The sequence below is a fragment of the Pseudomonas sp. genome, from assembly GCF_040514055.1.
GTDB lineage: Bacteria > Pseudomonadota > Gammaproteobacteria > Pseudomonadales > Pseudomonadaceae > Aquipseudomonas.
The window spans coordinates 73,933-95,826 of sequence record NZ_JBEVDL010000009.1 but is presented as its reverse complement, the minus strand read 5'-3'; the positions used below and the strand labels follow the sequence as shown (position 1 = coordinate 95,826).

Below are 21,894 nucleotides of genomic sequence, written 5' to 3'. Positions count from 1 at the left end.
GATGCCTGCTGCCGTTAAAGCCCTGTTCGAACCCTTTCGCCTTGGCACCTTGGAGCTGCCCACCCGGGTGGTAATGGCGCCCATGACCCGCTCCTTTTCGCCGGGCGGCGTGCCCAATGCTCAGGTGGTCGAGTACTACCGCCGCCGCGCCGCCGGTGGCGTCGGTCTGATCGTCAGCGAAGGCACCACGGTCGGCCACCCGGCGGCCAACGGCTACCCCAACGTGCCGCGCTTTCACGGCGAGGATGCCCTGGCCGGCTGGAAGCAGGTGGTCGAGGCGGTGCACGGCGTCGGTGGCAAGATAGTCCCGCAGCTGTGGCATGTGGGCAACGTGCGCAAGCTGGGCACCGAGCCGGACGCCAGCGTGCCGGGTTACGGCCCCAGTGAGAAGATCAAGGACGGTGTGCAGGTCGTGCATGGCATGGACCAGCAGGACATCGACGAGGTGATCGCCGCTTTCGCCCAGGCGGCTCGCGATGCCCAAGCCATTGGCATGGACGGTGTCGAAATCCACGGCGCCCACGGCTACCTGATCGACCAGTTCTTCTGGGAAGGCAGCAACCAGCGTACCGACCAGTACGGCGGCAGCCTGGCCAATCGCTCGCGCTTCGCTATCGAGCTGGTGCAGGCCGTACGCGCTGCGGTGGGCCCCGAGTTCCCGATCATCTTCCGCTTTTCGCAGTGGAAGCAGCAGGACTACAGCGCGCGTCTGGTGCAGACCCCGGAGGCGCTGGGTGAGTTTCTCAAGCCCTTGTCCGACGCGGGTGTGGACATTTTCCACTGTTCCACGCGGCGCTTCTGGGAGCCGGAGTTCGAAGGCTCGGAGTTGAACCTGGCCGGTTGGACCCGTCAGCTGACCGGCAAACCGACCATTACCGTCGGCAGCGTCGGGCTGGACGGCGAGTTCCTGCAGTTCATGGTCAAGACCGACAAGGTGGCCCAGCCGGCAGACCTCGGCGGTTTGATGACGCGTTTGAACAACCAGGAGTTCGACCTGGTTGCGGTGGGCCGCGCGCTGCTGGTGGACCCGGACTGGGCCCTCAAGGTCCGCGAAGGTCGCCAACAGGACATCCTGCCGTTCAGCCGGGACGCCTTGACCAGCCTGGTGTAATCGCCTGCATCCCGGCATGTCCAGATGCCCGCTTGAGACCCCGGTTCGCCGGGGTTTTTCTTGCCGGCGGCGCAGTCGCCACCAGGCCAGGTGGAATCAGGACGGACGCCGGCGGGGTGCGGCGGGCTGGTCCTGCAACACGGCGGCCACTTCGCAGGCTTGTTCGAGCGTGCCGAAAGGGCCGGCAACGCTCTCGCCGTCGGGGGTGCAGATCCACCAGCCGCCATCGGCCAGCTGTTGCACGTTATAGCCGTTCACGCTTTTGCTCACAGTCATTTCAGGTCTCGTTAGCGGTTGATCAACTGCCAGGCTTATCCCAGCAGTCGTTGCAGCAGGCGCCAGGCCAGCACCAGCGAGGTCGCCACCAGCATGCAGCCCAGGGCATAGACCGCCAGGCACAATGGGATGGAGGTGCGGTTCGCCACGGCCCTGCGGATATCGCCCAGGCCGTTGAGGCGGCCGCTGCTGAGCTCGACCGCCAGGACCAGGGCCAAGGCGGCGGCGGGCGCTATCACCACCAGGGCGAACAGCGCGCTGTCGGCCGCCGGCAGCAGCCACAGGCTGCTCCCCGCGATCACGCAGGTGGCCACGAACAAGCCGGCCAGGACGCCGATTTCCTTCATGCTATTCCTTGGGGGCGAAGCGATGCTCCAGGCGCAGCAGTGCGCCTTCTTCACCGACTTCGACGAAGCCGTGGCGTCGGTAGAGTCGCTGGGCGGGATTATCCGCGAAAACCTTGAGCCGGGCACCGGCTAATCGCCGGCGCGCGGCGATCTGCAGCGCCCAGCACAGTATTTGTGCGCCCAGGCCTCGCCCTTGACAGCTGTCGATCAACTGCAGGTCGCGCAGATAGAGGAATTGCCCGTCACTGTCGAGGCTGACGAAACCGGCGGCTCGATCACCGCACTGCACGCGCCAGTTCTCGCAGTGGGCCCACTGCACCGTGAATGCGGGCGGATTCCAGTGCAGGCCGTTGCGCCGGTAATACACCGCCATATTGGCTTCGGTCAGCCGTGCGGCCCAGGCGGCATCGGCGGCATTCGCCTCGATCAGTTGCAAGGGCTCCATGGGCGATGCTCCAGCGGTCGTCTAGCGGTCTGCTCAGGGACCCTCAAGGGCGCGAAGGAGGCGCTGCCCGTTCACCCCGTTCGCGCACCCAGAACAGCGTGGCACCTGCCACCGCCGCCGGCATCATCAGCACATTGACCCCCGGTATCATCAGGGCCAGATAGGTGATGCCGCCAAAACTCAGGCTCTGCCAGCGTTTGGCGCGCAACCAGGCGAGCATCTCGTCCCAACCGACCTTGTTGTTGTCGGCCGGGTAGTCGATGTACTGCACAGCCATCATCCACACGCCGAACAGCAACCACAGCGGGGCGGCGACGAGGTTGAGCACGGGAATCAGCGAGAGCACCAATAGCGCCAGCGCCCGTGGCAGGAAATAGCCCAGCTTGCGCAGTTCGCGGCTCAGGGTGCGTGGAATCAGGCTGATCAACTCGGCCCAGTGAAAGGGCGGAAAGGGGTCTTCGCCGCGCACCACCACTTCGACCTTTTCCGCCAGGAAGCCGTTGAACGGCGCGGCGATGATATTGGCCAGCAGGTTGAAGGTGAAAAACACCATCAGCAGCACCAGCGCCACGAACAGCGGCCACAGCAGGTATTCGAGAAACCCTAGCCAGCTGGGCAGTTGCGGCATAAAGGTTTCTACCCAGCCGCCGAATTGATCCAGGGCCAGCCAGATCAAGCCAACGAACAGCAGCAGGTTGAGCGTCAATGGCAGCAGCACGAACAGCCGCAGTCCGGGGCTGAGCACCAGTTTCAGGCCTTCGCGCAGGTAGTCGGGGCCGGACAACACGGGGGCGGGCATGGGCGTCTCCGGAAAGTGAAATCGCGCCGACCTTACCGACTTTAGGCAGAGGGGGGAAGGGGCGCGTCCGGGTGCAGGCGCAGACCGTTGCGGGTTTGCTTGGCCAGGTACATGGCACTGTCGGCTGCTTTCACCAACGCCTGGGCATCGCCGGCGTGCTCGGGATACAGGGCGATGCCGATGCTCAAGGTGACAAAATCGACGTTCTCGCCGTTCAGCACAAAAGGTGGCGCCATGCAGGCGAGCAGGCGCTCCGCCAAGCGTTGCGCGCCGTTGGCCGGCGTACCGGGCAGCAACATGGTGAATTCGTCGCCGCCGACCCGGTAGAACAGGTCCGGTTGGCGCAGGGTCGTGCGCAGGCGTTCGCCAAGGGCCTTCAACAGGGCATCGCCGAGCGCGTGGCCGAAGCGATCGTTGACCTCCTTGAAGCGGTCCAGGTCGATGTAGAGCAAGGCCAGAGGCGCCGACGCGCTGGCCTGCTCCAGGCAGACCTGCAACTGTTCGGAGAATGCCTTGCGGTTGCCCAAACCGGTCAAGGCGTCCCGGTAGGCCATGTCCAGTAGCCGGTTCTGGTAGGCCACCTGCGTGCTGACATCGCGCACGATGCCGCGCACCCCGGCAAACTGACCCGAGGTCTGGATCGGGGAAAACCGCGTTTCGATAAACAGCGGTCGGCCATCCTGGCGGCGTAACGAGGTGGTCAGGCTGTTGCGCACGCCGTCCTGGCCGGTCTGGCGGATCAGGTCCCAGGCGCGCTTGAGGTCTTCGACCGGCAGCAGGTCGCGGTAGGACCGGCCGAGTAGCTGGCCCGGCGGGTAACCGAGCATCTCCTCCAGGGCTGGATTGATCGCCAGCAGGTTGCCGTGGGTGTCGATCTCGAAAAAGCCATCCTGGATCGAATGCAGGATGGCGCGATCCCGGGCTTCGCTCTGTATCACCCGTTCCAGCATGCCATTGACCGCACCGGCTAACTGGCCCAATTCGTCCTGCCCGGGGTCGCTCAGACGCACCTGGCGGGCATCCGGGCCGATGCGTGTAACCTCGCGCTGCATGCGCTGGATGCGGCGCAGGACCCAGACCTCCAGGGCCGCGTAAGCCAGGCCGCCCCCGAGCACCAGCACCCCCAACAGACCCAGGAAGAACAGCCGGATGACCTGCTGGCCTTGCCGATACAGCGGGCGTGGGTGCTGCAGGGCGAATTGCAGGGTGGGCCGCTGCTGGTCATCGAGCAGCACCAGCTCACTGTGCTGCAGCCCGCCATCGAGGCGTCGTGGCGTGAGCCAGGCGTGGCTGCTCAGGCCCGCGCCCTGGACTTCCAGGAGGCGATGCGCGGTGTCCTCCAGGGTCGGCAGCTGAGGCTCGAAGGTCGCGAGCAATTGCTCGCGCTGAGCGCGCAACACTTCGTGGGTCAGGTAGAACCCCAGGACCAGGGTGCCATTGCTCGGCCCGCTGCCCTCGGAGGCGGTGACAGGGCTGCTGCTGAGTACGAGGGGGAGGCCGTCCTGCACCTGCAGCAAGGTGGTTCCTGCCGGTGTCCCAGGTGTCGCGCGGTCGTAGCCATGACGTTGCAGGAATCGCAGCGTCTGCTGGTTAACCTGGGCAATATCGGTCGGTCGCGGCGGGTTCAGGCTGACCAGCTGTTCGACGGCCAGCGGCCGCCATTTTTGCAGCACCAGCCGGCCCTGCAGGTCGAACAGCAGGAGAAAATCGAGTTTTAGATTTACCAGGGTAGTGTCGTCGAGGTTGCTCTCGACAAACCGGGCGTTCGGCGTCTGCAGGTAGCTGAAGGTGTCGTCCCAGTGGGCCCAGTCCCAGGCCAGGGCCCGCGTCTGGGCCAATTGCTGGTGAACCAGGCGATGCAATTGGTGGGCGGTGGCGCTCAGGTGTTCGGCATCCAACTGATCGAAACGACGCAGCAGCAGCTGCTGGCTGAGCAGCCAGACGGCCAGCACGCTCAGCAGGATCAGCGGCAGGAACAGCAGCAACAACCGCCGACGCAACGGCATGAGCGAAGCTCCGAACTTCTTTGCCTGCAGTATAGGTAGCCGTCTGACCTCATCCGGCAAATAAAACGACCTCAGCCGGTGCCGGCTGCGGTGCCTCAGGCCGTGGGCTGCGGCTTGGTCGGATCGAGCTGGCGCGCACTCAGGCGCAGGTACTGGTCACTCACCTGCATCAGCAGTGCTTCCGGGTCCAGGGTCAGTTCGCTACTCGCGTGGTCCTGGGGCTCACTGAGGTAGCGATGAGTGCCCGCGTGAAGCCCCAGGCATTGATAGGCCTGGCTACGCGCCTCGACGTCCAGGGTCAGCAGGTCCACGTAGGCCACTTGCAAGACCTGGCGTTGGCCTTTGCGCAAGGCGCAGCGGCGTAACGCCGGGGTATGGGTAAAGGGCGAGGCGGACAGCATCACGTCCTGGCAGGCCGCGAGATCGGGACGGGGCCGACCATTGTGGGTCCAGTTGCCCCCTCCGTCGCGCTGCAGATCGAGGCTGCGCTGCCCCGAGGCGTCGACTTTCATCCACAGCCGTTGGAACTGCCAGTGCGGATCGCACTTCAAGCCGTAACTGGCTGCAATGCTGTGGCCACGCAGGCTCTGCATCAACTGGCTGCTGGCGTGAACGCCATGGGCATCGATGTTCAGGCGCAGGTGTTCCACGCCGGGGTGGTGAAGCGGTTTCCATACCAGGTACTGCTGCATCCAAGTCTCTCCAGGATGGTACGGCGGGTCGTCCGCGCGGCAACGGCGCTCGGCGGTGCGGCTGCCACCGCCCGAGGCATTGCAAGGGGTGCAGCATAAGCGGGAATTTTTGTGATGTCTGTCACTTTTTAAGACGGACGTACCGGTTGTCTCGGGCGCACTTTGCTTGGGCGACGGGCCCTTCAGGACGAGCCAGTCCTGCACAACCGACACTTGCGTAGCCATTCGAGGATTTCACGGAACCTCTGCTTTATCCTGGCGTGCCGCTTGTCCTTGAACCAGGAGTACCCCATGGCGTTTTTGAGCTGGCTGGATGCCGCTCCCCGTTGGTGGCTGTCGAGTTGTGCGCTGTTTAGCGCCGGGCTGGGCGCCGCACCGCTGCAGTGGCGTGCCGAACACTGCGCGCCGCTGCCGGCGGCGTTCGAACTGCCGGCCAGCTGGGCGGCTTACCGTGGGGCGGCGCGTTTGTGCGAGGTGCCTGGGCCCGTTGGCGACATGGCACCGCCGCGTCTGCTGACTGTCTTCGAGCAGCAGTATTACAGCGGGCAGCCGGCGGATGCGGCCTGGCAGTCGTTTCCCCGGCCGCGCCTGCTGGATGCCAAGGGGAACTGCCTGGCGCAGTTGCCGCTGCTGTTTCCCCTGGAGTCACCAGAGGTTCTGGAGGTGGAGATGGACCGTTTTCAGCGTGGCTGGCCGCAGCGGATCGGCTTGCAGGTGCGCAGCCCGACCGTTTCCGGTGATTATCGGCTGCCGTCGCTGCACTGGCAGCCCGGGCCGCACGCCTACCGGCCCGGGCCGGAGGCGGACGATGAATATCGGCACCGGGTGGCCTGCGCGCAGGAATGAGCGCGTTTTCGCGCGCGGTGCTGGGTGCGGTTCAGCCGCGGGCGCTCAGCGGCTGGCCGTCGAAGGATACTGCCTCCAGCCCGTGGGCGAGCAGGGCGCGGATATTGGCGTGGTCGCTGCCGTCGGGGTTCGCCAGCACGCTACGATAGTGCTCGCCAAAGGCTTGCAGGGTTTCGTTCAGGCTCAGCCCTTCGAGCAACGCCAGGCCGAGGGTCTTGCACGAACCTTCGTTCTGCCCGGCTGCACTGGCAACCGGGCCATTGCTGAAAGCGCAGGGCCGGTAGTCGTAGTGGGCGTGGACAAAGGCCAGTGTGTCGGCGAAGGCGTACAGCTCGCCATCCAGGCCTGCCCGCCACTGCTGCAGCGGACTCATGACTTGGGCGCCTGGTGCGCCTGGTTGAATGCCGCCTGTTGCTCGCTGCTGGCTTCGCTCTGGTACCTGGCCTTCCACTCGCTGTAGGGCATGCCGTAGATTTCTTCACGGGCCTGGTCGGCGCTGACTTGCAGACCGATGTCATCCGCGGCGGCCTTGTACCATTTGGACAGGCAGTTGCGGCAGAAGCCTGCCAGGTTCATCAGCTCGATGTTTTGCACATCCGGGCGGCTGCGCAAGTGCAGCACCAGTTGGCGGAAAGCGGCGGCTTCCAGTTCGAGTTGTTCTTGCTCGGTCATGGCGGGGGTCTCGGTCGGGCGGGGCAACAATGCGCGGATGATAAAAGCGCAGGGCGCTTGGGGCAATCCCGGCCGGGGCACCGCGGGTCCGCGACCCGCTGGCGGCACTGACGCTAGCGGTGGCCAGCGAGGGTGATCGACACCGATTCGGCGAAGCGCAGGGCGTGGGGTTTGTCGACTTCCACTTCGGCGTAGCGCACCGCCTCATGCTGCATGACCAAGTCGAGTATTTCCTGGGTCAGGCGCTCGAGCAGGGCGAAGCGATTACCTTCGACGTGCTGGATGATCGCCTTGGTGATGGTGCGGTAGTTCAGCGCGTGGTCGATATCGTTGTCACGCACCGCGTCGACGGCCGGGTAGAGAATGGTCAGGTTGATCAGCACATCCTGCTTGTTGTTGATCTCCTCTTCCTTTATGCCGATGTAGGTTCGCAGGCACAGGTCCTTGACCCGAATCCGCGCCATCCCGGGCTCCAATCTGGGCATGCTCAGCGACTCCTTCCGATCAGTTGTAGAAATTCCTGGCGGGTGTTGGTCGACTCGCGAAACGCCCCGAGCATGACCGAGGTGTTCATCACCGAGTTCTGTTTTTCCACCCCGCGCATCATCATGCACATGTGTTTGGCTTCGATCACCACGGCGACGCCGGCCGCATGGGTGACGCTCTGGATAGCCTCGGCGATTTCCCGGGTGAGGTTCTCCTGGATCTGCAGCCGGCGGGCGAACATGTCGACAATTCGCGCGACCTTGGACAAGCCCAACACCTTGCCGGTGGGAATGTAGGCCACATGGGCCTTGCCGATAAAGGGCAGCAGGTGGTGTTCGCACAGCGAGTAGAGTTCGATGTCCTTGACGATCACCATTTCGTCATTGTCCGAGGCGAACAGGGCGCCGTTGACGATTTCCTCGACACTCTGGGCATAACCGTGGCACAGGTACTGCATGGCCTTGGCTGCCCGTTTCGGGGTGTCCAGCAGCCCTTCGCGCTCGGGGTCTTCACCCAGGCCAAGCAAAATCTCACGGTAATGGTGAGGCAGCTGTGAATTCATCAATGCAGGTCCTCGCGGTGCCCCTCACTTGAGGTGGCGGCCGCCGTTGACAGTAAGGGTGGTGCCGGTCAGGTAGGGGGTGTCCAGCAGGTAACGCAGGCTTTGGTAAATCACCTCGGCGCCGGGCTCGATGGCCAGCGCCGACTTGGCCAGGGTTTTGCTCCGATAGGCCGCGTCGTCCTGGTCATTGAATAGCACCAGTGCTGGCGCGATACCGTTGACCTTGACCTGCGGCGCCAGGCGGGCGGCAAAGGACAGCGTCAGGCTCTCCAGTCCGGCCTTGCTGGCGCAATAGGCCGGTCGGTTGGCGCTACCGCTGCGCACCACATCGTCGCTGATGTGCACGATATCGGCCGGGGTGCTGCGCTGCAGCAACTTGGCGCAGCGCAGGTTGATCAGGTAGGGCGCCAGCATATGCACGCTGAACAGCCGTTGGAAAACGTCGGCCTCGTCGCCCGGCGTCTCGGCCAACCACTCCGAGGCGTTGTGCACGATGGCGCGCAGGCGATCCGTGCAGTGTTGCAGTTCGGCGATAAAGGCCAGGATGCCGGCTTCGCTGGAAAAATCACCCTGCAAGGTCAGCGCGCCGCGTTCACGCAATTGCGCCAGGGCCGGACGTTCGGCGCGATAGGAGACGATAACCGGGTGACCGTCGGCCAGCAGGCGCTCGGCGCAATGCAGGCCAATACGCTGGCTGGCGCCGGTAATCAAGATGGGGGCGGACTGGACGCTCATGGGAACGAGGGCACCGGTAGTAGGGGGAGCAAACAGGCGGTTCAGCGATATCCCAACGGCTACCTGACTCGGCGGCAGGGACCTCTTTGAACCTCAGACAAACTTATACCAGTCGTTTGTTCTGTACAATCCTGTTTGCCCTGGAGAAACACCCTGTGTTCTGGGTGAGGCGCTAAATTGCTGAGCTCTAAGGTGTTTTTAACGGCGTTCCGGATCGGTAGTTCTTGTTCAAAGGCTGTGCGATTAGGGGGTTATTGTACAAGATTTTGTGCGTTCAAGGGCCTGCCGCCGGCGTTGTCTGCGCGCATCGGCGGGCGGGTGGAAACCATAGCCCGGGGCCGTGCCTGTCCTGTCGAAGGTCTTCGATATTCTTGTATAGGTCCTGTACGGAGTCAGCCCAGGTCAACTGGGTTACACTGGCGGCAGTCTTCACTCTTCGCAGATGCTGCCTGCCATGTCTGAAAGTCTCGGTGCTTCGTTCTTCGTTTCCAGTGCGCTCAAGCAGGAGGAGTTGTTCCCGATCCGCGAGGTCTCGCGCCTGACCGGGGTCAACCCGGTGACCCTGCGTGCCTGGGAACGGCGCTATGGCCTGATCCAGCCGACCCGTACCGAAAGTGGCCATCGCCTCTACTCCCAGGCTGACATCGACTCGGTGCACAGTATCCTCGGCTGGATGGAGCGGGGCGTGGCGGTCAGCAAAGTGGGCAAGATCCTGGCCAAGAGCAGCCAGAGCAAAGCCGCCGCGGCACCGGTCTATGAAGAGGTCAGTGCCCGTGAGTGGGCCGAATGGCAGGTCCAGGTGCGGCGTGCGGTGGCTGGTTTCGATGAAGGGTTGCTCGAACGGTTGTATGGCCAGGTGTTCTCCAGTTACCCCCTGGCCGTGGTGTTCCAGGACATCCTGATGCCCCTCTGGCAGGAATTGCTGCTGCGCCAGGATGAGTTCGGGCGGACCAGTGAGTGGCTGTTTCTCGACAGTTTCCTACGCGCACGTGTCCAGCAGCGCCTTCAGATGGCACGCGGTCAGCATGAGCGACGGGTGCTGCTGTCGGCATTTCCCGGCCACTGCCGGGAGCTCGAATTGCTGGTGGCTGGCCTGATGCTGAGCGGTATAGACACCTCCATTCATGTGCTGGGCCTGGGCCAGCCGCTGAACGAGTTGACCCTGATCTGCGAAAAGACCAACCCCCGTGCCCTGGTGCTGTTTTCCAACCAGCCACCGGCCGATGACCTGGGTCGTCAGCTGACCAAGCTGGCCTTGTCGTTGAACTGTCCGTTGGCCCTGGCCGGTGATGCCGCGGACCTGGTGGACGACAGCCTGAACGGTTCCCCCGTGGCATGCCTGGGCGGCGAACCGCGTTTGATGCAGCGCCGCCTGCACCAGTTCCTCGCCGGACACCTGGACACCTGACTTCCTGGCGCCTTGGGGTGCTGTAGCCCGGCCAACGCGCCGAGCCGGTGCGTGGACGTTCGGTGGCGCCAGCGTGCAGGAGGCCGGCGGGTTGGTCGAACAGGCGGGCCCCGCTAAGCGCTGTGGGTGATCGCTAGGGCTGGCCCCAGGTGCCGAGTACAAGGAGCGAGGAGAGGGGCTGTTAACGCCCCTTTTGCCGTCGGCTCTGTTAAGGCGATGTCCCGCAGCGTTCGATCCATTGTCCGACGGATCTTTTCTTGGCTTTTTTCCGTGCTACCCGCCGCGACGCTGACGGCCGCGTTCAGGGCAGGCAGAGCTGCGGATGCTTCAGGCGGTGCTGCTCGAAGATAAAGTGGCGTATGCGCTCGGTATGGCGGGCGTGGCAGCCGACCAGCCGGTAAGCGGTTCGATTGTTCCCGACGGTACGCACCCGTTTAGCTTGCAACGGGATAGGTTCCTGGCCGGGCAGCGGCAGCCACAGCGAAAAGTGCAGCGGCGCCTTGCCGGGGGAGCTGATCAGCAGCCCGTTGGGTGACAGTTCGCGCACCGCCAGGCAGGGGTCGCCGCCCTCGTCATCCTGCAGGGCAATGGGTTCGTCCAGGTGCAGGCGCCAGGGGCGTAGTACCGGCCCGTTTTCATAGATGCAGGGTGCCCCCATCTGCAGGTGCAGGGCGTGGAATTCGTCCTCGACCAGTTGCAGGGGAAAGCTCATCCAGTGGTCGTCGAAATGCGACTCCAGGCTGAGCTGGGTGTTGGCCGCCAGGCGTGCCAGCAGCGCATTGGCCTGGTCTCCGCCGTCCACGCGAAAGCTCGGGGTTTGCACGGGCTTGCCCAGTACCGGGTTGACGAGCAGCTGGCGAATGAAGTCGCGCTCGTCTTGTGACAGGGGTGATTGATCCGACATATGAAAAGTATCTTGTCCCTAAGACGTTGGGCTGATCCAAGCTGCTGCGCCATTACACCGATGGCGGGGTTTAAGGGGTGGTGCTCAGGCGGTCGCGCTCGGCCTTTAACGCCGCCACTTCGATTTCCAGTTCGCGCACGCGGCTTTGCGCTTCGACCTGCAGGGTCACGTCCTTCTGGATACCGATGAAATACGTCAGCTGATCACCTTCGTTAAAGACCGGGGTGATCGACAGTTCGTTCCAGAACGGGCTGCCATCCTTGCGATAATTGCGGATAATCTGACGACAGGGCGTGTTGGTTTTGACCGCTTCACGGATGGCCGCGAGGCCGATCTGATTGCGGTCACCGGCCTGCAGAAAGCGGCAATCCTGATACAGGATATCGTCGCTGGCATAGCCGGTCAGGCGCTCGAACGCGGGATTGGCGTAGATCAGGATATTGTCGTCGCCTTCCTGTTCGGCGACCACAATGCCGTCGTTGGAAGCGTTGATCACCAGTTGCAACAGTTTGGCATCGATCATCGTAAAGGTCTCGGGAAGGGAATCCGCATTCTAAAACATGGCGCACATTTACGGCATAATGTCGGCGTTTTCAGCCTGTTTATGGAGTTTTACCCATGAAAATCGCGATCCTCTCCGGCTCGGTCTACGGTACCGCCGAAGAAGTCGCCCGTCACGCCGAACGGGTACTCAAACTGGCGGGCTTCGAGGCCTGGCACAACCCGCGGGCCACGCTGGAGGAACTGCTGGCTTTTGGCCCCGCGGCCTTCCTGGGCGTCACCTCGACCACCGGAATGGGCGAGCTGCCGGACAACCTGCAACCGCTGTATGCCGCCTTGCGCGATCGCCTGCCGGCCTGGCGGGGCTGCCCGGGCGGCGTGATCGCCCTGGGCGACTCCAGTTATGGCGATACCTACTGCGCCGGCGGCGAACTGCTGGGCGAACTGTTCGCCGAACTGGGTATCCGTGAAGTTCAGCCCATCTTGCGCCTGGACGCGAGCGAAACGGTGACGCCGGAAACCGACGCCGAAGCCTGGTTGGCGGCGTTCGCCGCGGCGCTGCAGCCTTGATGGAACCGCGCGCAGCCGAGCTTATTCGGTCGCTGCAGTTGGTGCCCCATCCCGAGGGTGGGTTTTACCGGCGGGTCTTCGAGTCGGCGCAACGCTTGCCGGGCGGACGGGCCTGCGCCAGTGCCATCCTGTTCCTGCTGCCGGCCGGTGTGGTGGGGCGTTGGCACCGGCTGGACGTCGAGGAACTCTGGCATTTCTACGAAGGGGCGCCGTTGCAGCTGTGGATCGCCGAAGCGTCGCAGTCGCTGCGCAGCGAATTGCTGGGACCGGTCGGCGTCGATTGCCTGCCACAACGGGCGGTGCCGGCTCAGTCCTGGCAGGCCTCGCGTTCGTGCGGCGGCTTTACCCTGGTGGGCTGCACCCTGTCGCCGGCTTTCGAGTTCGCTGGCTTTACCTTGCTGGCCGAGGACGACCAGGCGCGGCGCGCCTGGCCGCACCTGGAGCGCCTGCACCCCGAGTTTCTCTAAGCGTTCTGCCAACGCCGGGCTGACGGCGACTCAGGCAACGCCTTTGGCCACGTGCTCCAGCCAGGCGCTTTCGAGACCGGGCTGGTCGATGTCCAACCTCAGGGCCTGCATCCGTGCCTGGTGCTGATCGATCTCCCGCACGGCTTGGCTGAGGGCGCTGGTATTGGCATCCAGTTGGTACATCTGGGTCAGCCCCAGGTGATAAAAGCGCAGCAGCTTCATCGCCGTTGCATCCTCGGCGGCGACCCCGGCGGTGACCTGGTGCATGACGTTGGTCACGCGCATCAGGCTGCGCTTGAGCCGCCAGCCATAGACCGCCGGGGCCATCCAGGCCTGTGTCCAGAGGTGGCCGCGCACCAGCAGCAGCGTGAGCGCCGCCGCCACCAGCACACCGCCCAGGTTGCAGCGGAAATTGTCGCCCCCGGGGGTACCCAACAGCTGCACCGCCAGGGTCGAGCAGACCAGGGCCAACAGCACGAAGCTGACGACGATGGCCAGGGTGATGCGTCGGGTCTGCCGGCGGTACAGCTCGGGATCCCAGGGTTGAAGTTCGAATATCACAGACGTGTCGCTCCGCGGAAAGATCGCCGGCCATTATCACCCGCCAGCACCGCTGCCGTCGCGGCGAACGCTCGCGCCTGCGGCGGGCAGGCCCATCCGACGTGCCGGGCGGTTTTGACTCGCAAGGTCATTAAGCTGGCTGCCAGGGCAACTCGCCTTCCGGGCGTCCCTCGCTAGACTCTCGGCAGTCTCCAACCAGAAAGGCCGAGGAAGATCACCATGACCGCTGTCCATGCGCTGCCCACTCTGAATGTCCAGGATCAGGTTTCCGCCGCCGAATGGCAGGCCAGGGTCGATCTGGCGGCCTGTTACCGGCTGGTCGCCCTGCACGGCTGGGACGACCTGATCTTCACCCATATCTCGGCCAAGGTGCCCGGTACCGAGGACTTCCTGATCAATCCCTTCGGGTTGATGTTCCATGAGATCACCGCCTCCAGCCTGGTCAAGGTCGACCTCGAGGGCGTCAAACGCATGGACAGCCCCTACGAGATCAATCCGGCCGGTTACACCATTCACAGCGCCGTCCACGAGGTGCGCCATGACGTGGTGTGCGTGCTGCACACCCACACCGCCGCCGGCATCGCCGTGTCGGCGCAAAAACAGGGCCTGTTGCCGCTGTCCCAGCAGTCCCTGTTCGTGCTGTCCAGCCTGTCCTACCACGGCTATGAGGGCGTGGCGCTGAACCACGAGGAAAAAGCCCGGTTGCAGGCGGACCTGGGACCGAGCAATTTCATGATCCTGCCCAATCACGGCCTGATGACCTGCGCGGCCAGCATCGCCGACGCCTTTTTGATGATGTTCACCCTGCAGCGGGCCTGTGAGGTGCAGGTGATGGCCCAGGGCGGCGGCGCCGAACTGATCCATATTCCCCAGCCGATCCTCGACGGCGCCCAGGCCATGATCGCCGGCGTGATGCGCAGCAGCCAGGGCATGGGCGGGCAAATGGCCTGGCCCGCCTTGCTGCGCAAACTGGATCAGCACAACCCCGGCTACCGCGCATGATGGCTGGCATTCCCCTGGCGACCTGGCGCGCTCAGGGCCAGTCTTTCGATTTTCAGGGCCATGGCTTGCGTTACTGGGTGGCCGGTGACCCCCAGGCCGAACCGCTGCTGCTGATCCATGGCTTTCCCACCGCCAGTTGGGACTGGCACTACCTCTGGCAGCCGCTGGCACAGCGTTACCGGGTCATCGCCTGCGACATGCTGGGCTTCGGCGACTCGGCCAAACCCCGTGGCCATGCCTATCGACTGATCGAGCAGGCGGATATCCAGCAGGCCCTGCTGGCGCACCTGGACATTCAAGGGCCGGTGCACGTGCTGGCCCACGATTACGGCGACAGCGTGGCCCAGGAGCTGCTGGCGCGGCACTGCGAGCAACGGGTACAGATCGCCAGCTGCGTGTTTCTCAACGGCGGGCTGTTTCCCGAAACACACCGCCCGGTGCTGGTGCAAAAACTGCTGCTCAGTCCGCTGGGGCCGCTGATCGGTCGGCTGTTCAGCCGTCGCAAGCTGGCGGCCAGCTTTCGCCAGGTATTCGGTCCGGATACTTGTCCGGGCGCGGCCGAACTGGACGATTTCTGGAGCCTGATCGCGGCCCATGACGGCCCCGGGGTGATGCACCGGTTGATCCACTACATCCCCGAGCGCCGTGTCCAGCGCGAACGCTGGGTAACGGCGATGCAGACCGGCGAGGTGCCGCTGCGGGTGATCGACGGCGCGGTGGACCCGATCTCCGGCGCGCATATGGTGGCGCGCTACCGGGAGTTGATCCCACAGCCCGACACGGTGCTGTTGGACGGTATCGGGCATTACCCGCAGACCGAGGCCCCTGACCAGGTGCTGGCCCATTACCTGGCGTTTCGTACGGCCCTGGACGTGCGTTGATGTGTCGCCGTCGATTGCTGCCCTGGCGGAGCCCTGACGCGCCGCTGTCGATATTTTTTCTGGAGGTGGGTTGATGTGTCGCCGTCGATTGCTGCCCTGGCGGAGCCCTGACGCGCCGCTGTCGATATTTTTTCTGGAGGTGGGTTGATGTGTCGCCGTCGATTGCTGCCCTGGCGGAGCCCTGACGCGCCGTTGTCGATATTTTTTCTGGAGGTGCGTAGATGCGCCGTCGTCGATTGCTGCAACTAGGCGCCCTGGGCGCCACCGCCGGAGCCCTGGGCGCCGGCTTCTGGGCGCTGCCCGTGGGCGAGGTGCCGGCGGACCTGCGCCTGGCCTCGGTGCAGCCGCTGCTGCAGGGCCTGCAGGGGCGGGCGCTGCGCAGCGAGGGCGCCTGGAGCGTCGCCGCGGTGTTCAACCACTGCGCGCAGAGCATCGAATACTCCCTGGACGGTTATCCCGAACTCAAGCCTGCCTGGTTCCGCCAGACCCTTGGCCCGGCGGTATTCGAGGTGTTTTCCGCCCGCGGGGCGATGCGCCATGCACTCGACCAACCCATCCCCGGTGCGGCGGTGCTGGACCTGCCGGCCGACCAGGACCAGGCCTTGCTGCGCCTGCAACAGGCCTTTGAGCGCTTCGCCGCGCACCCGGGGCCGCTGGCGCCGCATTTTGCCTATGGCGTGCTCAGTCACGCGGAGTATGCCCAGGCCCATGTGCTGCACCTGTACAACCACCTCAGCGAGTTGCGCGGCCTGGCTTGAACCCGCGGGCATCGCACTGGCTTATCGGCTGCCATTCAGGCGAATCCGTTTTGAGCGGTTTTGCTTGTGACCAGAACGGCGCTGAACGACACTCGCTGACCCAATGCCTGTCCAGGAGTCATGTTGCATGAGCCAAGCCGTTCGGTTCGAAGACAAAGTCGTGATAGTCACCGGGGCCGGGGGTGGCCTGGGCCGCGCCCATGCCCTGCTGTTCGCCCGCCACGGGGCGCGGGTGGTGGTCAACGACCTGGGCGGCAGCACCCATGGCGAAGGCGCCAATGCTTCGGCGGCCGATCGGGTGGTGGCGGAAATCCGTGAAGCCGGCGGTACCGCCGTGGCCAACCACGATTCGGTGATCGACGGCGACAAGATCGTGCAACACGCCCTGGATGCGTTCGGCCGCGTCGACGTGCTGGTCAACAACGCCGGCATCCTGCGCGACAAGACCTTCCACAAGATGGAAGACGCCGACTGGGACCTGGTTTACAAGGTGCACGTCGAGGGCGCCTACAAGGTCACCCGCGCCGCCTGGCCGCACCTGCGCGAGCAGGGTTATGGGCGGGTGATCTTCACCGCCTCGACCTCGGGCATCTACGGCAACTTCGGTCAGTCCAACTACGGCATGGCCAAGCTGGGCCTGTATGGCCTGACCCGCACCCTGGCCCTGGAAGGGCGCAAGAACAATATCCTGGTCAACGCCATCGCCCCCACGGGCGGCACGCGCATGACCGAAGGGCTGATTCCGCCCCAGGTGTTCGAGCAGCTCAAGCCCGAGTTGGTCAGCCCCCTGGTGGTGTTCCTCGGCAGCGAGTCCTGCGAGGACACCGGTGGCCTGTTCGAAGTCGGTGGCGGCTGGATCGGCAAGGTGCGTTGGGAGCGCAGCAACGGCGCCGGCTTCGATCCGCGTGTGGGCTTCAGCCCCGAGGATGTCGCCGAATGCTGGCAGCGTATCTGCGATTTCGAGGGCGCCAGCCACCCGGCGGACAATCTGCAGGCGATGCAGGCCATGTTGGCCAATCTGCAAAAATACAGCGGCTGATCCGGCCGCCCTGGGCGGTCATTCGGTCATCTGGCGGATTTCCCCGGGGGTGTGGCTAATATCCACAGGCCCTAAGATAAGAAGCCGGCCCCTGGGCCGGCTTTTTCATGCCCATCGCCAACAGGAACCGCCTATGTCCGTTCTGATCGAAATCGAAGGCCCGGTGACGGTCCTTACCATCGACCGCGTCCCGGCGCGCAACGCCGTGGACGGTCCCACCGCCGCCGCCCTGACGGCGGCCTTACGGGCGTTCGAGCTGGACCCGACGGCCCGGGTCGCGGTATTGACCGGGGCCGGCGGGACCTTTTGTGCCGGGGCCGACTTGAAGGCGCTGGCCGAAGACCCCGCGCGGGCCAATCGCCTCGACCGCCAGGGCGATGCGCCCATGGGGCCCAGCCGCTTGCAGCTGAGCAAGCCCTTGATCGCCGCGATCGAAGGGCATGCCGTCGCCGGCGGACTGGAACTGGCGTTGCTGGCCGACCTGCGGGTGATGGCCGAGGATGCGGTGCTGGGGGTGTTCTGCCGGCGCTTTGGCGTGCCGCTGATCGACGGCGGCACCGTCCGCCTGCCGCGGCTGATCGGCCAGGGCCGTGCCCTGGACCTGGTGCTCACCGGCCGCCCCGTGCACGCCGAAGAGGCGCTGGCCATGGGCCTGGTCAATCGCGTGGTGGCCGCCGGATCGGCGCGCCAGGCGGCCGTGCAGTTGGCCCGGGAAATCGCCGCGTTCCCCCAGCGCTGCATGCTGGCCGACCGGGCCAGTGTGCAGGGGCAATGGGACCTGCCGCTGGCCCAGGCGCTGGAGGCGGAATTCGTCGGTGGCTTGGCGGTGATCGACAGCGGCGAAACACGCGACGGCGCCCTGCGCTTCAGCGCCGGACAGGGTCGCCACGGACGTTTTTGAAAAAGTCACGGCGGTTCTGTTCCGACTGCCTCAATGCAGCGCCGGGACCCGGGTCAGCAGGCGCAGGCGCTGGGTCAGCTGCAGCCGCTGAGCCGGGTCCTCGGTGAGCAGCAGCGCGTGTTGCAGGTCATAACGTTCCGCCTGGGGGCACGCCAGTTGCTGGTACAGCTCGGCACGGGCCAGGTGGTCGACCACCGTCGGCGGGCCCAGCTGCAGCACCCGCTCGGCATCCTTGAGGGCCGACAGGTAGTCGCCGTCTTGCTGGTACAGATGGCGCAGATTGCGCGACAGGCGCTGCAACAGGCCCCGGGCGTCGCAACTGTGCAGATGCCCGCCGCTCAGCACGGCCTGGGGCCCGAGCTGACGGTGCAACAGCTCACGGCAGTCGCGGGTATACAGGCGCCGGCCGCCGCAAGGGTCCAGCAGGTGATCGGCCCCCGGTACCCGCAGCAGAAAATGCCCGGGGAAATTCACCCCCACCAGTGGGATCAGCAAGCGCCGGGCCAACTCCAGGGCAATCAGTGCCAGTGACAGCGGTTGCCCACGGCGGCTCTGCAGCACCCGGTGCAGCAAGGCCGCCTGGGGATGCGGTGGGTTGTCATCGTCCTCATGGAAGTCCAGGGCATTGAGCCGGCGCAGCAGCGCTTGCGCCTGTTCCGCTGCGCTGCCCGTTGGCAGACCGGCGCTGACTTGCAGCTGCAGCGTGTTGATGTCCTGCAGTACCTGAGCGGGTTGCAAGGCCGGGTCATGTTCGACGGCAATCCACAGCGCGGCTTCGAATACCGCCGGTGGATCGCGGTCGAGGCAGGCAAGGCAGGCGTGGCGCGGGTTCATCTAATTCTCCCATGGGCACTTAGCTTGTAGCCGGCCGCCGTGCCCCCGTCCAGTCCCGCCAGCGGTCACACCTATACTGGATGAAATGACCAGCAAGGGAGCCACCGCATGTTCGCCGTTATGGAAGCGACCCGCCTGGAAACGCTGCACCTGGCGCACGATCCGGCCACCGGCCTGAAAGCCATTATCGCCATCCACAGTACCTGCCTCGGACCTGCGTTGGGCGGCTGCCGCTATCTGGCCTACCCCGACCAAACCAGTGCCCTGCGTGACGCGGCGCGCCTGGCCCAGGGCATGAGTTACAAGGCGGCCCTCGCGGGACTGGCGCTGGGCGGCGGCCAGGCGGTGCTGATCCGCCCGCCGCACGTCGCCAGCCGCGGGGCGCTGTTCGAAGCCTTCGGCCGGTTTGTCGAAACGTTACAGGGCAACTACATCACCGCCACGGACAGCGGCACCTCGAGCGCTGACATGGACTGCGTGGCCCAGCACACCCGGTATGTGACCAGCACCACCCGCAGCGCAGACCCCAGCGTGCAGACCGCCCTGGGGCTGTTCGCCGGCCTGCGCGCCACGGCCAAGGCGCGCCTGGGCAGCAATGATCTGCAGGGCTTGCGCGTGGTCATCCAGGGCCTGGGCAATGTAGGCTATGCCCTGGCCGAACAGCTGCATGCGGTCGGTACCGAGTTGCTGGTCAGCGACCTCGATCCCGGGCGGGTCAGCCTGGCAGTCGAGCAGTTCGGCGCGCGGGGACTGGACCCCGAGGGGATTTTCGCGGTGCCCTGCGACATTTTTGCGCCCTGTGGGCTGGGCGCGGTGCTGAACCCCGCCAGCATCGCCCAACTGCGCTGTTGCGCGGTGGCGGGTGCGGCGAACAACCAGCTCGCCAGCCCGGACATGGCCGATGAGCTGGAGCGGCGTGGCATCCTCTATGCCCCGGATTACGTCATCAACGCCGGGGGCTTGATCCAGGCTGCCCTGACCCATCGCGGACAGGACGCCGTGGCCGTCACCGCGCACCTGGCGCGGATCCCCCAGCGGCTGGCCGAACTCTACGGCCAGGCCCAGGCCGACAAGCGTTCCCCGGCACGGATCGCCGATGAGCTGGCCGAGCGTTTGTTGTATCCCGACTGAATCCACCTGTAGACCTCGCCGTGGCCGGGCGTCGGGGTTGCGGTGGTTGGCACAAGCGGGTATTGCTGCTGGCGGATACCTGATGCGGGAGCGCGCCGGTGGTGCAGAGGTGGCAAGGCGCCTTGTGGTTGGCGCGCGATTACTGCCTATTCGCCGGGCTGTCCGGGCATACCGGCGTGCATGCCCACTATGCCCATCAGGCCATGCTGGGGCGGGACGGGCCGCTGCGCGTGGCACTGACCGATCAGCGTCTGAGCGCACCCTTTGTCCTGATCGAATCGCTGCAGCCCCATGCCTTTGCCGAGGCCAACCAACCGCTGGTGGCCGTCTATGCCGAGCCGCTGGCCTTCGACGTCCCACCACTGCGTGCGGCCTTGGCCCAGGCCCCCGCCGAACTGGAGGTGCTGGCCGCTCGCATGGCGCAGGTCGAGCGCAAGGTTCTTGACCCGCGTGTCGAGCAGGCCTTGCACGCCCTGGATCGGCGGCTGCAGGGCAAGGTCGAGGCCGCTGGCTTGGCACGCGAGGTGAGTCTGTCGCTCAGCCAATTGCAGCGCCTGTTCGGGGCTCAGGTCGGGCTGTCCGTGCGGCGTCTGGTGTTGTGGCGTCGGCTGCGCCTGGCCCTGCGTCTGGCGCTGGATGGTGCTCCCCTTACCGCCGCCGCCCATGGCGCCGGCTTTGCCGATTCGGCGCATTTGTCCCGCACCGTGCGTGCCATGTTCGGCATCCGCGCCGACCACAGCCTGCGGCACCTTCAGCTACGGCTGCTCGAGTGAGCGCAATGCGGCGGGGACAGGGCAGGGCCGCGAGGCACGCATTGGCGTTCTAAACGGTTCGAGCAGCTGCGCCAGATAGGCATCGGGGTAGTTCGGCTGGCTGCCGATGCCAAGGTCGTCCGGGGCGAGCCGGTAACCCGGATGGCGGAAATGGGTACCCAGCAGGCGATCCCAGACGCTGAAGAACAGGGCGAAGTTGACGTCACCGACCTGGCCGTACTTCAGATGGTGAAACCGGTGTACCGGCGCCCAGGCGAACAGATGACGCAGGGCGCCGATGCGCATGTCGACATTGCTGTGCTGCAACAGCAGTTGCACGGCAATGGCGAAGGCCAGCAGCGCGGCGATCACTGGCGGCATGCCCAGCAGCAGCAGGGGGGCGGTGCCGGCCAGCGCTTCCAGGGCCTGATGCAACGGGTGTTTCAGCAGGCCATTCAAGCCATACAGGCGACGGACGCTGTGGTGCACGGCGTGCAGGCGCCAGAGCAAGGCGCTGCGGTGACTGAGCCAGTGCATCAGGGTGATGCCCAGATCGGCCACGGCGATGGTCAGCAGCAGTTGCAGCCACAGCGGCCAGGTCTGGGGCCAGAGGTGGCTGGCAGGCAGCACGCCGGCGAGCAGCGGCAGGCTGGCCAGCCCACAGACGGTAAGGCCTTCGTTGATGCCGGCATGCAGCATATCGCGCCAGCGGTCTTGCCTCGGCTGGTTCCAGGCCGGTTGGAAAGGCAGCAGCGCTTCGGCGAGAAAGGACAGGCTGATGGCGCACAGCAGCAAGGCCGGCAGCCACCAAAGGCTGTGCTGGCCATAGCCGATCAGCCACAGTGCCAGGCCGATAAAGCCGAAGCAAAAGCTCGGAGCGTAGAGGTAGCGCATGGGGTTCCCCGGGGTGATTGGTCACCCGCAGCATGGGGCGGCACAGCGGCCGAACGCTTGAACAAAGCACGCATGCCCTGACGCGGCACGCTCGATCCTCGAGGTCGGGTGATTTCACCGTCGATCCCGCGAGGCCGGCAACTCTGCTGCGCTAAAGGCTCTGGATACCCGCCTGCGCGGGTATGACGGGGTATGGGAGGCCGAGTCGTTTCACCGTCGATCCCGCAAAGGTGCAAGCCCGGTTGTACTGACGGCTCTGGATACCGTGTCGGCGTGGGCAGGGCGGGTGTCTATGGAGGCGGATAACTTCGCCG

At 65.2% G+C, this 21,894-nt stretch carries 28 protein-coding genes; 12 read left to right on the top strand and 16 right to left on the bottom strand.

Features of this window, described 5'->3' with window-relative positions; all coding sequences use genetic code 11:
* The first annotated feature begins 1 nt into the window (after window position 1).
* Entirely contained in the window at window positions 2–1,111 is a 1,110-nt protein-coding gene (locus tag ABWY06_RS02640) for an NADH:flavin oxidoreductase (RefSeq protein ID WP_353924009.1), read from the top strand.
* Between the two features lie 96 nt (window positions 1,112–1,207).
* On the opposite strand, the gene ABWY06_RS02635 is transcribed toward ABWY06_RS02640, so the two are convergent.
* From ABWY06_RS02635 to ABWY06_RS02610, 6 genes are all read right to left on the bottom strand, one after another.
* Window positions 1,208–1,387 carry a hypothetical protein gene (locus tag ABWY06_RS02635; protein ID WP_353924008.1) on the bottom strand — a complete coding sequence of 60 codons (180 nt, stop codon included), beginning with the start codon at window positions 1,385–1,387 and terminating at the stop codon, window positions 1,208–1,210.
* Between the two features lie 35 nt (window positions 1,388–1,422).
* A complete protein-coding gene (locus ABWY06_RS02630) occupies window positions 1,423–1,734 on the bottom strand; it encodes a hypothetical protein (RefSeq protein ID WP_353924007.1) in 312 nt (103 codons plus the stop codon).
* A 1-nt stretch (window position 1,735) separates the two neighbouring features.
* Complete coding sequence (locus ABWY06_RS02625) at window positions 1,736–2,179, bottom strand: GNAT family N-acetyltransferase (RefSeq protein ID WP_353924006.1); 444 nt, start codon at window positions 2,177–2,179, stop codon at window positions 1,736–1,738.
* Window positions 2,180–2,222: 43 nt separating this feature from the next.
* Window positions 2,223–2,978: a sulfate transporter CysZ gene (gene cysZ, locus ABWY06_RS02620; RefSeq protein WP_353924005.1), complete on the bottom strand. Its 756-nt coding sequence runs from the start codon at window positions 2,976–2,978 to the stop codon at window positions 2,223–2,225.
* 41 nt (window positions 2,979–3,019) lie between these two features.
* Window positions 3,020–4,984: a sensor domain-containing diguanylate cyclase gene (locus ABWY06_RS02615; RefSeq protein ID WP_353924004.1), complete on the bottom strand. Its 1,965-nt coding sequence runs from the start codon at window positions 4,982–4,984 to the stop codon at window positions 3,020–3,022.
* 95 nt (window positions 4,985–5,079) lie between these two features.
* A complete protein-coding gene (locus tag ABWY06_RS02610) occupies window positions 5,080–5,676 on the bottom strand; it encodes a putative glycolipid-binding domain-containing protein (RefSeq protein ID WP_353924003.1) in 597 nt (198 codons plus the stop codon).
* Window positions 5,677–5,967: 291 nt separating this feature from the next.
* On the opposite strand from ABWY06_RS02610, the gene ABWY06_RS02605 reads away from it, so the two are divergent.
* Entirely contained in the window at window positions 5,968–6,522 is a 555-nt protein-coding gene (locus ABWY06_RS02605; protein ID WP_353924002.1) for a hypothetical protein, read from the top strand.
* Window positions 6,523–6,553: 31 nt separating this feature from the next.
* Here ABWY06_RS02605 and ABWY06_RS02600 read toward each other — a convergent pair whose 3' ends face one another.
* From ABWY06_RS02600 to folM, 5 genes are all read right to left on the bottom strand, one after another.
* Window positions 6,554–6,895 carry a HopJ type III effector protein gene (locus ABWY06_RS02600; RefSeq protein ID WP_353924001.1) on the bottom strand — a complete coding sequence of 114 codons (342 nt, stop codon included), beginning with the start codon at window positions 6,893–6,895 and terminating at the stop codon, window positions 6,554–6,556.
* Entirely contained in the window at window positions 6,892–7,194 is a 303-nt protein-coding gene (locus tag ABWY06_RS02595) for a DUF1244 domain-containing protein (protein ID WP_353924000.1), read from the bottom strand. Before ABWY06_RS02595 ends, ABWY06_RS02600 begins: the two co-directional genes overlap by 4 nt.
* 113 nt (window positions 7,195–7,307) lie before the next feature.
* Window positions 7,308–7,679 (bottom strand): dihydroneopterin triphosphate 2'-epimerase, encoded by a 372-nt coding sequence (folX, locus tag ABWY06_RS02590; protein WP_353923999.1) that lies wholly within the window; start codon window positions 7,677–7,679, stop codon window positions 7,308–7,310.
* Between the two features lie 2 nt (window positions 7,680–7,681).
* Window positions 7,682–8,242 (bottom strand): GTP cyclohydrolase I FolE, encoded by a 561-nt coding sequence (gene folE, locus ABWY06_RS02585; protein WP_353923998.1) that lies wholly within the window; start codon window positions 8,240–8,242, stop codon window positions 7,682–7,684.
* A gap of 24 nt (window positions 8,243–8,266) precedes the next feature.
* A complete protein-coding gene (gene folM, locus ABWY06_RS02580; protein ID WP_353923997.1) occupies window positions 8,267–8,977 on the bottom strand; it encodes a dihydromonapterin reductase in 711 nt (236 codons plus the stop codon).
* A 454-nt stretch (window positions 8,978–9,431) separates the two neighbouring features.
* Between folM and ABWY06_RS02575 the strand changes: the two genes are divergently transcribed.
* Window positions 9,432–10,385: a MerR family transcriptional regulator gene (locus tag ABWY06_RS02575; RefSeq protein WP_353923996.1), complete on the top strand. Its 954-nt coding sequence runs from the start codon at window positions 9,432–9,434 to the stop codon at window positions 10,383–10,385.
* Between the two features lie 301 nt (window positions 10,386–10,686).
* Here ABWY06_RS02575 and ABWY06_RS02570 read toward each other — a convergent pair whose 3' ends face one another.
* Together ABWY06_RS02570 and ABWY06_RS02565 are read right to left on the bottom strand one after the other, a co-directional pair.
* Entirely contained in the window at window positions 10,687–11,289 is a 603-nt protein-coding gene (locus tag ABWY06_RS02570) for a PilZ domain-containing protein (protein ID WP_353923995.1), read from the bottom strand.
* A gap of 70 nt (window positions 11,290–11,359) precedes the next feature.
* Entirely contained in the window at window positions 11,360–11,812 is a 453-nt protein-coding gene (locus ABWY06_RS02565) for a PAS domain-containing protein (protein ID WP_353923994.1), read from the bottom strand.
* Between the two features lie 95 nt (window positions 11,813–11,907).
* Between ABWY06_RS02565 and ABWY06_RS02560 the strand changes: the two genes are divergently transcribed.
* Together ABWY06_RS02560 and ABWY06_RS02555 are read left to right on the top strand one after the other, a co-directional pair.
* Window positions 11,908–12,360: a flavodoxin gene (locus ABWY06_RS02560; RefSeq protein WP_353923993.1), complete on the top strand. Its 453-nt coding sequence runs from the start codon at window positions 11,908–11,910 to the stop codon at window positions 12,358–12,360.
* Window positions 12,360–12,827: a cupin domain-containing protein gene (locus ABWY06_RS02555; protein WP_353923992.1), complete on the top strand. Its 468-nt coding sequence runs from the start codon at window positions 12,360–12,362 to the stop codon at window positions 12,825–12,827. Before ABWY06_RS02560 ends, ABWY06_RS02555 begins: the two co-directional genes overlap by 1 nt.
* Window positions 12,828–12,857: 30 nt before the next feature.
* On the opposite strand, the gene ABWY06_RS02550 is transcribed toward ABWY06_RS02555, so the two are convergent.
* Window positions 12,858–13,385, bottom strand: a complete 528-nt coding sequence (locus ABWY06_RS02550; protein WP_353924024.1) for a DUF3087 family protein — start codon at window positions 13,383–13,385, stop codon at window positions 12,858–12,860.
* A 222-nt stretch (window positions 13,386–13,607) separates the two neighbouring features.
* Between ABWY06_RS02550 and ABWY06_RS02545 the strand changes: the two genes are divergently transcribed.
* From ABWY06_RS02545 to ABWY06_RS02525, 5 genes are all read left to right on the top strand, one after another.
* Complete coding sequence (locus ABWY06_RS02545) at window positions 13,608–14,390, top strand: class II aldolase/adducin family protein (protein WP_353923991.1); 783 nt, start codon at window positions 13,608–13,610, stop codon at window positions 14,388–14,390.
* Window positions 14,387–15,271 (top strand): alpha/beta fold hydrolase, encoded by an 885-nt coding sequence (locus ABWY06_RS02540; protein WP_353923990.1) that lies wholly within the window; start codon window positions 14,387–14,389, stop codon window positions 15,269–15,271. The genes ABWY06_RS02545 and ABWY06_RS02540 overlap by 4 nt, the downstream gene beginning before the upstream one ends.
* 221 nt (window positions 15,272–15,492) lie before the next feature.
* Complete coding sequence (locus ABWY06_RS02535) at window positions 15,493–16,029, top strand: DUF1569 domain-containing protein (RefSeq protein WP_353923989.1); 537 nt, start codon at window positions 15,493–15,495, stop codon at window positions 16,027–16,029.
* Window positions 16,030–16,156: 127 nt separating this feature from the next.
* Window positions 16,157–17,068 carry an SDR family oxidoreductase gene (locus ABWY06_RS02530; protein WP_353923988.1) on the top strand — a complete coding sequence of 304 codons (912 nt, stop codon included), beginning with the start codon at window positions 16,157–16,159 and terminating at the stop codon, window positions 17,066–17,068.
* A gap of 133 nt (window positions 17,069–17,201) precedes the next feature.
* Window positions 17,202–17,969 (top strand): crotonase/enoyl-CoA hydratase family protein, encoded by a 768-nt coding sequence (locus tag ABWY06_RS02525; protein WP_353923987.1) that lies wholly within the window; start codon window positions 17,202–17,204, stop codon window positions 17,967–17,969.
* A 30-nt stretch (window positions 17,970–17,999) separates the two neighbouring features.
* On the opposite strand, the gene ABWY06_RS02520 is transcribed toward ABWY06_RS02525, so the two are convergent.
* Entirely contained in the window at window positions 18,000–18,803 is an 804-nt protein-coding gene (locus tag ABWY06_RS02520; RefSeq protein ID WP_353923986.1) for a SirB1 family protein, read from the bottom strand.
* 108 nt (window positions 18,804–18,911) lie between these two features.
* On the opposite strand from ABWY06_RS02520, the gene ABWY06_RS02515 reads away from it, so the two are divergent.
* A complete protein-coding gene (locus ABWY06_RS02515) occupies window positions 18,912–19,934 on the top strand; it encodes a Glu/Leu/Phe/Val dehydrogenase family protein (protein ID WP_353923985.1) in 1,023 nt (340 codons plus the stop codon).
* A 98-nt stretch (window positions 19,935–20,032) separates the two neighbouring features.
* Complete coding sequence (locus tag ABWY06_RS02510) at window positions 20,033–20,707, top strand: helix-turn-helix domain-containing protein (RefSeq protein WP_353923984.1); 675 nt, start codon at window positions 20,033–20,035, stop codon at window positions 20,705–20,707.
* On the opposite strand, the gene ABWY06_RS02505 is transcribed toward ABWY06_RS02510, so the two are convergent.
* Window positions 20,690–21,580, bottom strand: a complete 891-nt coding sequence (locus ABWY06_RS02505) for a sterol desaturase family protein (protein ID WP_353923983.1) — start codon at window positions 21,578–21,580, stop codon at window positions 20,690–20,692. The genes ABWY06_RS02510 and ABWY06_RS02505 overlap by 18 nt on opposite strands.
* Window positions 21,581–21,894: the final 314 nt, after the last annotated feature.

Bases quoted from the DNA above. Each gene is read 5' to 3' on its own strand.
- ABWY06_RS02640 (WP_353924009.1), top strand. From the start codon at position 2: ATGCCTGCTGCCGTTAAAGCCCTGTTCGAACCCTTTCGCCTTGGCACC.
- ABWY06_RS02635 (WP_353924008.1), bottom strand. From the start codon at position 1,387: ATGACTGTGAGCAAAAGCGTGAACGGCTATAACGTGCAACAGCTGGCC.
- ABWY06_RS02630 (WP_353924007.1), bottom strand. From the start codon at position 1,734: ATGAAGGAAATCGGCGTCCTGGCCGGCTTGTTCGTGGCCACCTGCGTG.
- ABWY06_RS02625 (WP_353924006.1), bottom strand. From the start codon at position 2,179: ATGGAGCCCTTGCAACTGATCGAGGCGAATGCCGCCGATGCCGCCTGG.
- cysZ (WP_353924005.1), bottom strand. From the start codon at position 2,978: ATGCCCGCCCCCGTGTTGTCCGGCCCCGACTACCTGCGCGAAGGCCTG.
- ABWY06_RS02615 (WP_353924004.1), bottom strand. From the start codon at position 4,984: ATGCCGTTGCGTCGGCGGTTGTTGCTGCTGTTCCTGCCGCTGATCCTG.
- ABWY06_RS02610 (WP_353924003.1), bottom strand. From the start codon at position 5,676: ATGCAGCAGTACCTGGTATGGAAACCGCTTCACCACCCCGGCGTGGAA.
- ABWY06_RS02605 (WP_353924002.1), top strand. From the start codon at position 5,968: ATGGCGTTTTTGAGCTGGCTGGATGCCGCTCCCCGTTGGTGGCTGTCG.
- ABWY06_RS02600 (WP_353924001.1), bottom strand. From the start codon at position 6,895: ATGAGTCCGCTGCAGCAGTGGCGGGCAGGCCTGGATGGCGAGCTGTAC.
- ABWY06_RS02595 (WP_353924000.1), bottom strand. From the start codon at position 7,194: ATGACCGAGCAAGAACAACTCGAACTGGAAGCCGCCGCTTTCCGCCAA.
- folX (WP_353923999.1), bottom strand. From the start codon at position 7,679: ATGCCCAGATTGGAGCCCGGGATGGCGCGGATTCGGGTCAAGGACCTG.
- folE (WP_353923998.1), bottom strand. From the start codon at position 8,242: ATGAATTCACAGCTGCCTCACCATTACCGTGAGATTTTGCTTGGCCTG.
- folM (WP_353923997.1), bottom strand. From the start codon at position 8,977: ATGAGCGTCCAGTCCGCCCCCATCTTGATTACCGGCGCCAGCCAGCGT.
- ABWY06_RS02575 (WP_353923996.1), top strand. From the start codon at position 9,432: ATGTCTGAAAGTCTCGGTGCTTCGTTCTTCGTTTCCAGTGCGCTCAAG.
- ABWY06_RS02570 (WP_353923995.1), bottom strand. From the start codon at position 11,289: ATGTCGGATCAATCACCCCTGTCACAAGACGAGCGCGACTTCATTCGC.
- ABWY06_RS02565 (WP_353923994.1), bottom strand. From the start codon at position 11,812: ATGATCGATGCCAAACTGTTGCAACTGGTGATCAACGCTTCCAACGAC.
- ABWY06_RS02560 (WP_353923993.1), top strand. From the start codon at position 11,908: ATGAAAATCGCGATCCTCTCCGGCTCGGTCTACGGTACCGCCGAAGAA.
- ABWY06_RS02555 (WP_353923992.1), top strand. From the start codon at position 12,360: ATGGAACCGCGCGCAGCCGAGCTTATTCGGTCGCTGCAGTTGGTGCCC.
- ABWY06_RS02545 (WP_353923991.1), top strand. From the start codon at position 13,608: ATGACCGCTGTCCATGCGCTGCCCACTCTGAATGTCCAGGATCAGGTT.
- ABWY06_RS02540 (WP_353923990.1), top strand. From the start codon at position 14,387: ATGATGGCTGGCATTCCCCTGGCGACCTGGCGCGCTCAGGGCCAGTCT.
- ABWY06_RS02535 (WP_353923989.1), top strand. From the start codon at position 15,493: ATGCGCCGTCGTCGATTGCTGCAACTAGGCGCCCTGGGCGCCACCGCC.
- ABWY06_RS02530 (WP_353923988.1), top strand. From the start codon at position 16,157: ATGAGCCAAGCCGTTCGGTTCGAAGACAAAGTCGTGATAGTCACCGGG.
- ABWY06_RS02525 (WP_353923987.1), top strand. From the start codon at position 17,202: ATGTCCGTTCTGATCGAAATCGAAGGCCCGGTGACGGTCCTTACCATC.
- ABWY06_RS02520 (WP_353923986.1), bottom strand. From the start codon at position 18,803: ATGAACCCGCGCCACGCCTGCCTTGCCTGCCTCGACCGCGATCCACCG.
- ABWY06_RS02515 (WP_353923985.1), top strand. From the start codon at position 18,912: ATGTTCGCCGTTATGGAAGCGACCCGCCTGGAAACGCTGCACCTGGCG.
- ABWY06_RS02505 (WP_353923983.1), bottom strand. From the start codon at position 21,580: ATGCGCTACCTCTACGCTCCGAGCTTTTGCTTCGGCTTTATCGGCCTG.